Genomic DNA, 15,048 nt, shown 5'->3' with positions numbered 1-15,048 from the left:
AATGGGAAGGCCAGATAGAGGACATTAACTAATTTTAAGAACTAAATTAATCGATTGTAAAACTTGTTTTCTGTATCCTTTCTTATTTAATATCATTCAATAGAAGTTATTCTTTATTTTTGTGAATTAGATGATTATAATTTATTGCACCATTAACTAAAAAACTGAAGCTGTTTATGCTTTATCTTTCCGGGGTTTTTATTGCTTTCTTTTTAACATTTCTTTTGCTTACAAAACGGAATAAAAGCTCTGCTGATTTTATTTTATGTGGATGGTTATTTACAATTGGTGTCAATTTATTAACACATTATCTCTTTCTTACTCATCAGTATAAAGAATATCCTTCTTTTATACTTTTAGGTTTTACACTACCGTTACTTTATGGACCGTTTTTATACCTCTATGTAAGAAAACAAACTTCTCCTAAACCTTTTTCAGCAGTACAGCTGTTACATTTTTTACCTTTTGTGATATGTAATTTATCTTTTCTTTCATTTTATATGGCACCCTTTGATGAAAGGGTTAGTATTTTTAAACATGAGGGAAGGGAATTCAAGATTGAATTGCTTTTCAGGCTATATGGTATATACATTTCAGGAATCATTTATGTGATCATTTCTTTATTTATTTTATATAGATTCCGTAAAAATATGGTCCAGCAGTTTTCAAATACAGAAAAAATAAACTTTAAGTGGTTGTTGTATCTTATTATTTGGATTGGGCTGATCTGGGGATTGGTTCTTTGGAATGACAACGCAAATATTATTTATGGTGCAGTTGCTGTTTTTATCATGTGGTTGGGATATTTTGGGATCAAGCAGGTACAGGTTTTCAATTATTCTAATTCATTTTTTACTGCCGAAGAAAGCCTGACAAAAGTAATTACATCTCCAATAGCAATTGGTGAAGATAAAAAGTATCAAAAATCAGGATTAACACAGGAAAATATTGATGATATCCATTGCAGATTACTTGAGGTTTTAAACGAAGAAAAACCGTTCGTAAATCCCAATCTCACCTTAAATGAATTGTCTCAGTTGCTTAAAGTCCATCCGAACTATCTTTCCCAGGTAATTAATTCTAAGGAAAATAAAAACTTCTACGAATTAATTAATGAAAAGAGGATAGAAGAGTTTTTGCACAAAATTTCGGAACCGGAAAGCAGGCAATATACTTTTCTGGCTATTGCCTTTGAATGTGGTTTTAATTCCAAAACATCTTTCAACCGGAATTTTAAAAAATATATGGGTATTACTCCCACTGAATACCAAAAAAAGCTGTAATTCTTATCTTTTTATAGTTTCATCTTTCAGGGAATGGTTTCATGTTTCATATAATATTGGTAGTCAGATTCTTATATTGGTTGTTTTTCTTGGGTCAGCTTTCCTGTTGGGGCGTATAGCTTTTGGGTTTGATGAATCTTTGCATCAATATTTTAAACCCAAACTATGACAACATTGAGAAAAAAAAGAGGGTTACTGACCTCTTTTACAATTTTTGCATTACTGTTCTCCTGTACTGATGGAAGAACAATTGATGAACCCGGAAATTTGGTTCCTAAGACAGTCGATCAGGATTCTTCACTACCATCAATACGTGTGAATGGTTCTCTGCTCCATTCCGAAGCATTCGGTCCAGAAAATGGGACCCTAATTATTGCAATCCATGGAGGACCCGGAGGTGATTACAGATACTTATTAAATTGTAAAGATCTCGCTAATAAAGGATACAGAGTCGTTTTCTATGATCAGAGAGGTTCTGGTCTTTCCCAGCGTTTTCCTAAGAATTCATATAAATCATTAGGAGCGGGAGCTATTAATCTTATGTATGACGAATTATCTTCAGTAATAGCTTATTACCGTAAAAGCTCTAATCAAAAAGTAATCTTATTAGGGCATTCCTGGGGAGCGATACTGGCTTCAGGATATGTGGGAAAGTATCCAAACGCTGTTCAGGGGATTGTTTTATGCGAACCGGGCGGATTGAAATGGGATGATATTACTGACTATGTAAAAGAGTCCAGATCATTTAAACTCTGGAGTGAGATTTTGAATGATGCAGCCTATATCGATCAGTTTATATCCGGAAAGGAGGATCAGCACGAAATACTGGATTATAAAATGTCTATGCTGACATCGAAAAATGATATTACTGGTGAAGGAGACTTTGATCCCGGCATGAGCTGGAGAAGTGGGGCTGTAATTATGGATGCATTATTTGATGTAGGAGAGGAATACAATTCCGATTTTTCTAAGGGGATGCAGAATTACAATGCTCCTGTGTTATTCTTTTACAGTGAACGAAATAAAGCTTATCCTGATTCCTGGGCACAGAAAATAACTTCAGACTATAATCATGTGGAAAAGGTTAAGGTTTCCGGTGTTGGACATGATGGTATCATTACCAATCAGAATGCATGGAATTCCCAGACCAAGCCTAAAATTATCAATTTTATCAACAACCTTTAACAAATGAAAAATAATAAACTATATATAAAAATAGCTTTTTTTATACTGATCGGTAATGTTGTGAAATCACAAACGGTTAACTGGGCTGGGCTGGAAAATGGAGAAAGACATATTCTTAATGCAAACATTGGTGCCGAATATGGTGCTGTTCTGGGGCTAGGATACGGATATAAATTTCATGGTAAGTTGTTTCCCACAATTGTAAATATTGAGGTCTCCACACCGGCTGGTGAAGATTTATTTGATGACTTTAAAACAAAAGCAGGAGCTCATGTGAGATGGGTGAAAGTTAGGGATTTCCAGTTTTCAACAAAAGTTCAGGGAGTTTTCCGGAAGTTTGAAAACGAGAATGTTCAGCTTCTGAATTTTGGGGTGGATATGTCCGGAACAATTGGATATTACAGACGGAGATGGTTTGGAGCGATGGAAATTGGCTTTGATAAAGCCATTGTTACTCATTTCAAACATTCCGATCACTATAGAGAAATTTATCCGGCAGTAAAAGATGGCTGGTATGAACCGGCGACGGGAGGAAACTTTTATGCTGCCATACAAGGAGGATATACATTCAGCAACCAGGAAATATATCTGAAAATAGGGGGTATTGTTTCTCAGGATTTGAAAACGAAACCACAACTGCCATATCTTTTACAAGTTGGATATAATTACAAGTTGCCTTTTTAAGTTTTAATGCCGAATTTTAATCCGGCATTTTACTATTGTCAGTAGCTAATTATGCTCCCAGATAGTACTTCTTAAATTCTGTTTCAGTTTAGCTTAATAATCCCATAAGCTACATCGGCAATAGTACAAATTTTTCGAAATTTTAGTGATGACAATAAAATGGTTTTTGATAATTTTACATGAAGGTTTTGAAGTAAAACAAGAGTTAAACTCGATAATTTTATGTGCATGTGTTTCTTATCGCTATTAATTAATTTAGACATAGAAAATAATTGAAAAATTCTGCCGATATTAGCTTTAATTTAATGCGGGTTTTATATACATTTATCGAAGAAGCGAAACATCAGTATCTGATGGATAAATATCTGATAATGAATTCTGATGAGTTTGTTACAAGACTATTAAAATTCAGAAGATGGCAGGATGCACAATTGTCTTTGTTGGGAAGAGTTCTTCTAAAATATGGATTAGATCATTATTTTGATAGCAAGGATTTTGAAATTGGACGCACTCCGGATTACAAACCCTATATAAAAAACCACAACCTGCATTTTAATATATCTCATGCTGGTAATCTAGTTATTTGCTGTATTCATGAATCACCCGTAGGAATTGATGTTGAATATATCAATCAGGAAGCCGATTATGAAGAATTCAAATTTCAAATGACTTCTGGTGAGTTGGAAAAAATACATTTTTCAGAGGATAAAGTACAGTCTTTTTTTACGTACTGGACGGAAAAAGAGGCTGTTATTAAAGCACATGGGAAAGGAATGTTTATTCCTTTAGATTCTTTTGAAGTTAACCACAGCAAGGCTATTATTGAAAATGAAATTTTTTATTTGAAAGAGATTTATCTTGACAAAAAATATCAATGCTGTATTGCGGCTAATGAAGATATCAGGGAAAAGACGATCTTTGTCAAACGATTAAATGTAAACTTTTTATAGTAAAAATCTTCCGGGGAAAGTTAGGAGTTGTTTTCCTATATGAAAGATTAAAGAAAAGGAAAGTGCCTTTTGTTGTTTTAGGTTTTGAAATCCTAAATGATAATGGTATTATTTCAGAGTAATCTTGAAATACAAAGCATAAAAAAAAACCACCTTAAAAAGGTGGTTTTGTGGTTTCTCCAGGAATCGAACCAGGGACACATGGATTTTCAATCCATTGCTCTACCAACTGAGCTAAGAAACCAATATGATAGTTTTGTGTTACTTCGTTGTTTAAAGTGGGTGCAAAAATAGTAATTTTTAGCTTACCATGCAATAAAAACTGAAAATAAATAAAATAAAAAAGCCAGTTTTCGTTTTGTTTAAAACTAACTGGCTGATTATTTTTATATTGTAATTTTACGGAAGTGTCGAAAAATTGATATTCGGAGCCTGGGTAGGCGCAGTAACAGAAAATTGAGAGCCAGGCGCAACAACAGTATTAAAGAATCCTCCATTTTGTAAAAAGAAAGCATTGCCACTCGTTCCCCCCCATTGCATCTATTCTTTGTTGTGCATTGTAGGTATTGTCTACACTGAATTTTGCTCCTGAAATAGCGATCCAGTTGCCATCCGAAGTTCTTGCCCATTGATTTTTGAATTCTGCTTTTCGTCCCTGATATCCATTCTCCGGATTAAAATTTTCAACAAAACTGTAGAAGCTCTTAAGATAAGTGCTGGTTTGAGGTCTCTTCCAGCTGGCAATAAGTTTCCATGTTGTGGTATCAGGCGATAAGAACCAGGCTGTAAAATCCGTTTTTCCACTACCATCCGGTTCTCCTTTTAACAGGAATTTATAGGTTTGTCCTGCTGTCCAGTTGTATTTATAATAGCTTTGGCCTCCAGAACCTTCATTGCCGAATTCTCCAACTGTTACTCCGGTTCCGGCTCTGTTTAAAATGATTTTATGGTCAGGAGGAACATTATTCGGATCATCTGTCTCAAATGGACTCCATACAGAGAAGAGAATTCTCCTTTCTGTAGCAGAGTTCACCTGCATCCCAAAATAGCCGGCACTAAAGCCATTTGCCATAAAGTAAGAGCCTATCTTATCTTCTCCTACGGGAACTGTTACTTCATTATAGTAGTAACTTACATTATTGGTAGTCGGAACTGTATAGTTAAGATGGCAGGATGGCCCTCTGCGTGCCCAATAATAGTAGGAAGGATCATTACTGTAAATATTGGTTCCGGTAGAAGCTGCTCCACTGAAAGTAAGATCCGTAACATCTGCAAAGTATCCGCCTGTTTTGGTGACGCCCTGAAGGTCAACTTTTACATAACCCGGAGAGGAAATAGTAAAATCTCCAACAGAATAATCCGTATAAGCTGATCCAGTTAAAGTAACATTTTTGGATGTGTTACCGATTGTTACTTTTACTGTGCTGGTACCGGAAGGTACAGAAGCTTTTAATCCGATATGTAAGGCTCCAGTATTGCCCACCTTGAAATAAGTACTGATCACAGTGTTGGAATTAGTCCAGTTACCCAATTTTGTAGAAGTAATAACTTCGGATGCACCCGAAGGCTTTACTGTTATAAAAGAATTTCCTGCGACCGGAACATTGAAGGAAGACGTGGTTTTTAAAGCTGAAGCGCTTTTTTGTGTAGTAACAGTGTCCTCCGCTACTACAGTGGTTTCTGCACACGACTGAAAAATAAGTAAGGCAACACCTAAAAAGGTATTTGTTAATTTTTTTGTCCTCATAATATGTTTGTAATTTGATTTACGTCTACTAATTTAATTTTTTTATGGATATAATAAAAGTTTATTTCACATATTGTAGATTAAATAAAAATGTAAATTTATAATATTAAAAAGTTGTTAGTGCAGTTGTATAATTTTAAAGATTTTATACTTTGTCTTTTCAGGAATCAGACATGTATTAAAGAAGTTTAGAGGAGACATTAAGACTCATTAGATATCCTCATAAACCACCGATTTTGTAAATTTTTCTTTAAATAGAGGCTTATCATAGGTTGTTTTCCAGAAGAAATAATTATAGTAGTAATTTATGTATTTTTAACCATGGTTAAATCCCTTTGTTTGTACAAAACAAAGGGATTTACAACATAATCAGATATTTATTTCAACCATTTTAATGTGTTAATTTATCCAGTTTACTTACTGATGGCTATCATTTTGATTAAATTAATACAAAATGCTATAAGTTTATTTACACCAATTTTGTAATACTAACTATAAAGTGATATTAAATAAAAATTGGTATTTACTTATTTGCTGACAATAATATGCTCGGCAGTATAAAAAATAACTTTTTACTATTCAACAATCTTCGGCAATCGTTTCAAGCATTCATTTATTTTTAAATATTATAAACTGTAACAATTTGCTGGATTGTAAAGCTTATAAAGAATATTATTCTTTAATAATCTTAGATTGATAGGTATTGGTTCCATCATTTATTGAAACAACATAAATTCCTGTTTTCAAATCTTGAATTTTATCGTTAATTTCCTTATTTATCTCTCTTAAAGAGCCTTTTGCTAAAATAAGTGGCTTCCCAGTCACATCATACAATCCTGCTTTCAGATTTTCTTTTGAATTTTTAAAATCAATAACTAATTTCTGGCCATTTTTTAAAGGATTCGGATAAACAGTAAATTCATTATTATTTCTCTTAATATCATCAACAACTAATGTAATTGCCGGATAAACCAGAATTTTTTGTCCATTGTATCCCACGGCATACACCTTCATTGCGTTCGAAGGATAATCTACATAAGTATTTGTCAATGTAGTATCTCCTGTTCCTACAATAGAAACACTGATTAGCTGGCTACTTGAATTATAGGTTTCAAAGGCAACAGCATTATTCCATTTAGAATTATCTACCAATAAGAACTGTCCTTGTGTATTGGTTGTGATCTGTGCACCAACACCCGTAATCCCTGAAACAGGCTGCATATTCTTGAATGCATTTACACTATTCGCTGAAAGATAATTGATGACCGGAGATACAGGTTTGGCATATCCCTTTGCCAGGACATAGCTTTTCACATCATCAATCATGCTTTGGGTAATTGTCATTTGAGCATTGGTGTAATCTGATATTGTACCGTTTATTGGCTTTAAAAAACCGGTGCTAGTGAAGAAATCCGTAAGGTCCTCTTGTACGGCGTCACAGACATTTTTTACAAAATTCATTACCAATTGCCCTTGGGTAAACTGGCTTTCGTTTGTATTTCTTACTTTCTCAGCTACTGTAGCAAACCAATGTGCATAATCTACTCCCGGACCTGTAGGGGTAACTGTAGGGGTATCTTCATCAGACATATCTGAATCAAATGCAAGGGTTGCAGCACCTTTTGAAGCGCCTGCCAATTGATAATACAATTCTAATTGCCAAAATGGAATAAGGCTTCTGAAATTCGCATCAGCGGGATTCACATAATCTGTTCTGAATTGATCCATAATACTCTTCCTGTTAATTTGTGTCTGAATAATAATTTCTCCAAATCTGTTTCCAGCTACTTTAGGAAAGGCTGTTTTATCGGCAATTTCACCTTCCAGCCTTGTAAATCTGTTACTCCCTGTAGGTAAGTACATATTATAATAGGCCCACAATGAGTATAAATTGTTAGTGATTTCTGTTGTACCGACCCATTTTAATCCTGGCCTTACCTGGTTGATATGACCTAATTCATGTCCCACACCCCAAATATCAAGTCCTGATGCTGAAGTTGAATTGGATAATCCCCAAGTAAGATCTAAATGAACTCCTAAACCTCCTGCAAACCATCCTCCTGTAGATTCCATATAAACAAGCTGCCTGTTTTTAAAGTTTTTATTGAATTTATAGAAGCCCATCATTTCTCTTTCAGACTTGGCAATTGCATCATACTTATCTATCAAAGGCTGGGCGGTTGTGAAATGGAAATTGCTTACCGCAGACTTATTGGTAACCAGTTTTGTATAATAACCTTCTATATCAATTTTTGGATAGACATCATTAGTCAGCATTTCTGCCCATTCTGTAGGGGTTGTACCTTTTTTATAAATACCATTTACAATACCTGCTGTGATATTTACAGTTACCGGGGCGGCATTTACATTATCAGTGTAATATGAAATATATCCCAAACCTGTATTAGCAATAGCGAGAATATTTATTCCATTTTTTAGTTCGTATGTTTTTTCAGGGGACGCCCCTTCAGTAGCAAAATCTCTTATTTTTAAGTAAACTTTGTTTTCAGAGGTAATATCTTTCGCAAAAACAATAGCAGTGGTATTAGGCTGGAATGCTATCCCTGTAGGGTTTTCATATCCGTTATAATTTCCAATTTTATATTGGGTATTTATTGATTCAATTGTCTTATATGCCGTAAAAGTCTGTACCCTATATTTTTTATTGTAGGTATTATTAAATAAACACTGAGTTAATCCTTTTATGAAAGGTGAGGAAATGGCATCAATATCCTGCTGGGTTACATTTGTTTTTAAAGCACTGAAAATAGAATCATTAAAAATATTTGAATAAGCTGAAGGATCAAAACTATTAGAACTCGCCTGAAAAAATTCCATTTCGGCACAGCTTGCAAAGTTATTTTTACCATCAAGAACTTCAATTTTTATAGTTAAAGGAGTAATGGCGGAAGGAAAATTTACCGTTTTTATTGCAGATGTCTGCCCAAAATTTTGAGTAGAAATAGTAATGTATGCTGGATTAGAAATTGTATTATAACTTATTTTTACATTTCCAAAAAGTCCGTTTGGTCCGCCATCCTGTCTGGGTGTGTACCTTAAATAATTTATAGCTGTTTGTCCATTAAACTTGTAAATCAGAGAAATAGGAAAAGTAGCTGCTGTTGCATTCCAACTACAATGATAAAGTGTACTTACATCACCATCAAAGGATTTCTCTATATTTTCTCCCGATTGGAAACTTGAGGCCGAGGATCCTGCCACCTGAGGCAATACTGGGATATCTGCATAAGCTGAAAACTCATTGGTTGCCAGTGTACATTCTGTTTGTACAGGATCCATCTGTTCTGTAGAATAAAATTCCATCTCAGCACAACTTGAAAAATTATTTTGGGCACTGAGGACATCAATCCTAATAACAGCAGGATGAACTATTGCTGTCGGCAAATCTATAGTTTTTGCCGTATTATCAGCTGCCCAGGAAATAACCCCGGTTGCTGTTATAAAAACTGTAGGATCGGATTGGGTAGAATAAGAAACTTTCACACTTGTCCAGATTCCGTTTGGGCCCGTTGTTCTAGGTTTGTAGACTAACCTTTTTATACTTTTTACCCGGTTGGAAAATTTGAAATTTAACTGGTCCGGAAGTGCTGTGCTCAAATTATATTGAGAATGATAAAGAGTATTCACATTATTATCAATACTCTGTCCAGCCTCCTGTCCAGATTGTGCGGGCTGTAACGAATTTACATATGCTACAGGCATCTTATACTGCTGTGCGAAAGCTGTCTGTAAAACGAGTAGAAATGAGAGAATAAAATAATTGTTTTTCATTTGGTGTAGATTTTTGATTAAAAAAATAACAAAGTAATAATCTATAGCTGTTAGACAAATCCAGCTTTGATTTGTTTTTGAATAGTAATTGTATTAAGCAATCTTCCCAGATATTAATTATCCACTATTTGTGAGTTGATAGCTCAAAACTTTATCCTAAAAAGACTTTTTACAGATAAATACTTCTATTACGCTCCTGTTAAGTTTGCGATATATCTGAACTAAAAACCTCCTTTCCAAAATTAACAATTAAAGTAATTGCACAAACTAGTACCTACCTGTTTTTGAATGTTCACTACCAGTTGACTTATTTAAGACGCTTTGAAAATTAATTCTAAACTTGCTTATAAAGATTTTTAACCTTTAAAAAATTCGTTTTAATATTTGATAGTGATCCATGAATGACAAAGTGAAAACACTTTTGTAATGGGAAAAATCAATATGTAAATGGGTTTTTCTCATGAAAAATAGAGAAGCAATAGGCATGGCTGCCAATTTATAACCAATTTCTAAGAGCTTCTTAATAAGGCCGTATTCAAATGATTTTCAAACTGGTGGTAAAGGGATAAAAACTGGTGGCTACCAGTATGGAGGTATGGTGTAAAACTATACATTTGGGTTACACAGGGTTAATATTATAGTAATAGTTAGTTCACATTCAGAAAAGGAAATAAGAAGAGGGTATATAGTGTATTTGGATATGGGAGGTTTCACTTTACATATTTTCCATTTGTGCCGGATACTGTAAAATATGGAAGATCACCATTTTTTTGTTTTTGCCTAGAAAAAATGGTAAGTGATACGGTTTTAGAATTCAACATCATCTGGATAATATTGTTATAAAAGTCAATAAAATATGAAGAAAACTACAATTTGTATTTTGAGTGCAATTTTAATGTCATCTATCACATTAGTGGATGCACAAAAAACTAAAAACAAACCTTCGGACTCTACCTCTAAAAAAGTAAAAGATCTGGAAGAAATTGTTTTAGTAGGATTCGGAAAACAGAAAAAAGGAACTGTTTCCGGATCTATAGCTTCTGTTGATAAAAAGATACTACAGGATCGACCAACAACAAGCTTAACAGCAAGTCTGCAAGGTGCTTTACCAGGAGTTACAATTAAGTCTTCTTTGGGAGATGTAGGTTCTGTTCCTACCTTGAATGTAAGGGGAAGGAGTGTTGCGGGTAATTCTCCACTCTATATTATAGATGGTATTCCCTCTAGTGCTGCAGATTTTTCCAGATTAAGCCCAGCTGATATTGAAAATATAAGCATTTTAAAAGATGCTTCAGCATCTATCTATGGTGCAAGAGCTGGCTATGGGGTTGTTCTTGTTGAGACTAAAAAAGGCGGTGGAGGTAAGATGAGTATAGGTTATAATATGTATACTGGTTATCAGACGCCCACCTATTTGCCTAAGTATGTAGATGCTGTTGAATATATGAAACTGAAAAATGAAGCATATTATAACGCTAATAATAATGTTGGTCATTTTTCTCAATATACGCAAGATCAAATAAATCTTACAGCTGCCGGTACAGACACCGACAGATACCCAAACACAGACTGGTATAAAGCAACTTATCGAAGAATGGCAAATGTGCTTAATAATGAGATAAATATATCAGGTGGAGATAAAACTCGTTATTTCGCAAGTTTAGGGTATTTGAAACAGGAGTCTCTATCACCTACAAAGGGTATGGATAGATATTCTTTTAGGACAAATACATCCTCTAAATTGAGTGATAAACTTACAGTAAATTCTAATATATCATTTATCAAACAAATGATCAATGATCAGGGCGGTGTTATTAATACTGGAGAATTAGCAAGAATAACTCCTACTATGGTATTAAGACAATCCAATGGATGGTGGGGATCTGTTAATGCGGGTAAAGTAGATAATACATTTGCAAATACCAATCCTGTAAGAAACAATGTAGAGGGAGGAGATTCTAAGTCAAATGATCAAAAATTTATGGGGGCATTATCTGCCAATTACACTCCTGTAAAAGGATTAAATGTAAATGCTCAAATTAACTATTCAAATTGGAACTATCGTTTAGGGACTTTTGTAAATACACTAAACCCCGTATATAATTTTTTAACTAATGTTCCTATTAGTTCAACTGCGAGAGCAATTAATAACTATTCTGAGTCCTGGAATTCTGATGAATTACTTAATACTCAGGTCCTGATAAGTTATGAAAAAAACATATCATCACATTATTTTAAATTGTTGGGAGGTACTTCGTATGAAGATTATACAACCAGATCCATATCTGGTAAAAAATCCAATATACCAAAAGATGGATTACATTCTTTAAGTGCTCTTAGTACCCTTGACGGAACCTTAGATGAATTAAATTCTAATACTCAGCAATATGCTTTCCAGTCTGTTTTCGCTCGTATCAATTATAATTATCAGGAAAAATATTTTTTAGAAGGTATTATAAGGGCAGATGCATCTTCACGTTTTGCAAAAGAAAATAGATGGGGATATTTTCCTGCAGTTATGGCTTCCTGGAGATTAGATAAGGAGAATTTCATAAAAAACCTCAGTTTTATCAATACACTAAAATTAAGAGGTTCTTATGGCAGCACCGGATCTATCAATACCATTGGTTATTATGACAATCAGACCTATATGGATAATACTTCTACAGTTCTGGGGAATACTATAGTAGGGGGAGTGGTACCGGGTAAGCTTGGATTTTTGGGCATAGGCTGGGAAACAATTGTTACCAAAAATATAGGTCTGGACGGATCTTTATTCAATAACGCTTTCACTTTCTCGGTAGATTTATATAACCGTCTTACAAAAGGAGCATTAATGAGCAACCAATTAGAATATGAAACTGGTGTAGCAGAAAACCAAGCACCGCCCATTAATGCGGGTAATGTGGAAAATAAAGGGATAGAAATTACTTTGGGATATAATAAAAATTTTGAAAATGGGGACTTTTACATCAATGCAAATTTTGCTAAAAACCAAAATAATATTCTTTCACTTATCAATAGTAAGACCTTATATAATGATTATTGGATAACACAAGTAGGAGGCTCAATTGGTGATTTCTACGGATATAAGACTGCAGGTCTCCTAACCCAAGAAGATATCAACAATAATTATCCTAAATTATACAGTAGTTCTCAAGTTGGTGATATAAAATATGTAGATATTAATGGAGATGGAGTTGTTGATGAAAAAGATAGAACAGTAATAGGAAATGATGTTCCAAGTCTTACCTATGGTCTAAGTATAGGGGGGAGATATAAAAATTTTGATCTTAGCGTAGTGGGTCAGGGGGTAGCTAATGTTAAGGTATATCTGGATAAAGAATCTTCTCAGGCATTTTTCAATGGTGCAGGTGCAAAACAATATGTTTCAGATAACAGATGGACTCCGGAAAACCCGAATCCTAATGCCCTGTATCCTAGAATACTGCCATCAGGGGGAGGAACTCAAAATATAGGTGTTATTTCAGATTATTGGCTTTTTGATGCAAGTTACTTTAGAATTAAGTCTATTACTTTGGGATATTCTATTTCTAAGGAAACAATTAGCCGCATAGGACTGACAAAATTCAGAATATATGCCAACTTAGAGAATTACTTTACATTGAGGGGAGATAAACGAATGAAAGATTTTGATCCTGAAATGCCCAGTAGCCGTTCAACATATCCATATTTAAAAACCATATCCTTTGGTATCAATGCAACTTTTTAATTTAAAATTAAACATCTGAAAATGAAAAAGATAAAAATTATATTACTATCAGCTTCTCTGGCTATAGTGGCTAGTTCTTGTAATTTAGATAGGTTTCCGGAAGATAAAGTATCGGAAGAAACATTTTGGAAGACGGAAAAAGACGCAACCATGGCATTAAATGGTATTTACAAATATTTTTCTGATGCCGCTTACAGCAATTTATATAACGATAGTTTTACCGATAATTCATTTGCTCAATATCCCTGGGAAACAACTGCAGTAGATGCTTCTGCGGGAAACATACTTCCTTCTATAGATTTCGGATATGATTTTACTACAATTAGAAGAGCCAATACTTTTTTGGAAAAAATTGATGAGATCCCAATGGACAAAAATTTAGCTGGTAGATATAAAGCAGAAGCAAGGTTTATAAGAGCTTTTAATTATTTTGATTTATCACAACGTTTTGGAGCTCTTCCACTCGTACAAAAATCAGGTGAATTGGATGGATCCACCCTTACCCCTATTTCTGAAACTCAAATTGATAATTTTGTAATCAGTGAATTAAATGCTATAGAAAATGATTTACCAACTGCCTACCCCTCCGGCCAGGATAAAGGCAGAATAACAAAAGGAGCAGTATTAGCATTTAAGGCAAGGATATATTTATACACAGGAAAATATAAAGAAGCTTATGAAGCTGCTCAATCAGTAATTAACTCCGGTACTTATAATCTTTTCACTACAACTTTAGTAGACACAAGTACAAATTATGATAGCTTTGTTACCTTTACCTCTGCAACAGATAAAGATAATTTTTATAGAGGATTGAGCAATTATCAAGCATTGTTCTGGGCTAAAAATAATGGCAACAAAGAATCAATTTTAGAAGCTCAATTTGTACCCGACTCTAAAGGAGTATTTAGTAATAGCATGGCCCTTTTCTTATTGCCAAATGAAGAGAGTGGATGGAGTTCTGTAACACCAACAATTGATTTAGTAAATGCTTATTGGAACAAAGATGGAACGGCATTTACACCTCCTTCTAATGCTACAAGAGCTTCAAATTATAATCATGGTAACCCAAATAATGCCTATCTGGATGAATTTAAAAACAGAGATACCCGTTTATATGCAAGTATAATGCATCCAAATGGGCCCTGGTCTTACTTAAAAGGTTTTGGGACAAGTACACTGTTCAAATGGAATGAAGGTGCAAACAATACGTCCAAGATAGGTTATAATTATAAAAAAATGGCGGATTATGGATCATTGGACGAGAATTTAAATATGAGCAACAATTTTATGCTTATCCGTTATGCAGAAGTATTACTTATATATGCAGAAGCAAGAAATGAATTTTTTGGTCCAGATCCTTCTATCTATGATGCATTAAATCAGATTAGAGGCAGAGCAGGTATGGTAGGGGTTAGCAACACACAGACAAAAGAAACCTTAAGAGAAATTATCAGAAATGAAAGAAGGATAGAGCTGGCAAACGAAGGCCACAGATTCTATGATATCAGGAGATGGAAGATTGCCCCAAATGTAATGAAAACCGTTTACGATATTACCAATACGCAGGTTGCAACAAGAGTTTGGGATAATAGATTTTACAGATTTCCTTATCCTCAAAAAGCTGTGGATTTAAATCCGAAACTAAAAGAAGCTCAAGCAGCAAAAGGATATTAA

At 34.2% G+C, this 15,048-nt stretch carries 8 protein-coding genes and 1 tRNA gene; 6 read left to right on the top strand and 3 right to left on the bottom strand.

The window, feature by feature from the left end; translation table 11 throughout:
• Positions 1 to 176: 176 nt before the first annotated feature.
• The 4 genes from ACJ5H0_RS07685 (at position 177) to ACJ5H0_RS07670 (ending at position 4,102) form a co-directional block, all read left to right on the top strand.
• A complete protein-coding gene (locus ACJ5H0_RS07685) occupies positions 177 to 1,283 on the top strand; it encodes a helix-turn-helix domain-containing protein (protein ID WP_411248587.1) in 1,107 nt (368 codons plus the stop codon).
• Between the two features lie 165 nt (positions 1,284 to 1,448).
• On the top strand, positions 1,449 to 2,468 hold the full coding sequence (locus tag ACJ5H0_RS07680; RefSeq protein ID WP_411248584.1) for an alpha/beta hydrolase: 1,020 nt from the start codon (positions 1,449 to 1,451) through the stop codon (positions 2,466 to 2,468).
• A 3-nt stretch (positions 2,469 to 2,471) separates the two neighbouring features.
• Complete coding sequence (locus ACJ5H0_RS07675; protein WP_411248581.1) at positions 2,472 to 3,152, top strand: hypothetical protein; 681 nt, start codon at positions 2,472 to 2,474, stop codon at positions 3,150 to 3,152.
• Positions 3,153 to 3,424: 272 nt separating this feature from the next.
• The gene (locus ACJ5H0_RS07670; RefSeq protein ID WP_411248579.1) at positions 3,425 to 4,102 is read left to right on the top strand and encodes a 4'-phosphopantetheinyl transferase family protein; all 678 of its coding nucleotides are present in this window, start codon (positions 3,425 to 3,427) and stop codon (positions 4,100 to 4,102) included.
• A 171-nt stretch (positions 4,103 to 4,273) separates the two neighbouring features.
• Here ACJ5H0_RS07670 and ACJ5H0_RS07665 read toward each other — a convergent pair.
• The 3 genes from ACJ5H0_RS07665 to ACJ5H0_RS07655 form a co-directional block, all read right to left on the bottom strand.
• A tRNA-Phe gene (locus tag ACJ5H0_RS07665) sits at positions 4,274 to 4,346 on the bottom strand.
• Positions 4,347 to 4,583: 237 nt separating this feature from the next.
• Positions 4,584 to 5,849, bottom strand: coding sequence for a DUF3472 domain-containing protein (locus tag ACJ5H0_RS07660; protein ID WP_411248576.1), 1,266 nt, complete (start codon positions 5,847 to 5,849; stop codon positions 4,584 to 4,586).
• Between the two features lie 672 nt (positions 5,850 to 6,521).
• Positions 6,522 to 9,641, bottom strand: coding sequence for a M60 family metallopeptidase (locus ACJ5H0_RS07655; RefSeq protein WP_411248573.1), 3,120 nt, complete (start codon positions 9,639 to 9,641; stop codon positions 6,522 to 6,524).
• Positions 9,642 to 10,521: 880 nt separating this feature from the next.
• Here ACJ5H0_RS07655 and ACJ5H0_RS07650 point away from each other — a divergent pair.
• Both ACJ5H0_RS07650 and ACJ5H0_RS07645 read left to right on the top strand, forming a co-directional pair.
• The gene (locus ACJ5H0_RS07650; protein ID WP_411248569.1) at positions 10,522 to 13,374 is read left to right on the top strand and encodes a SusC/RagA family TonB-linked outer membrane protein; all 2,853 of its coding nucleotides are present in this window, start codon (positions 10,522 to 10,524) and stop codon (positions 13,372 to 13,374) included.
• A gap of 21 nt (positions 13,375 to 13,395) precedes the next feature.
• On the top strand, positions 13,396 to 15,048 hold the full coding sequence (locus ACJ5H0_RS07645; RefSeq protein ID WP_411248566.1) for a RagB/SusD family nutrient uptake outer membrane protein: 1,653 nt from the start codon (positions 13,396 to 13,398) through the stop codon (positions 15,046 to 15,048).

It is taken from the genome of Chryseobacterium proteolyticum (assembly GCF_046591535.1).
GTDB lineage: Bacteria > Bacteroidota > Bacteroidia > Flavobacteriales > Weeksellaceae > Chryseobacterium > Chryseobacterium proteolyticum.
Note: the sequence above shows the minus strand (reverse complement) of the source record. Positions and strands in the feature narration are given on the sequence as shown.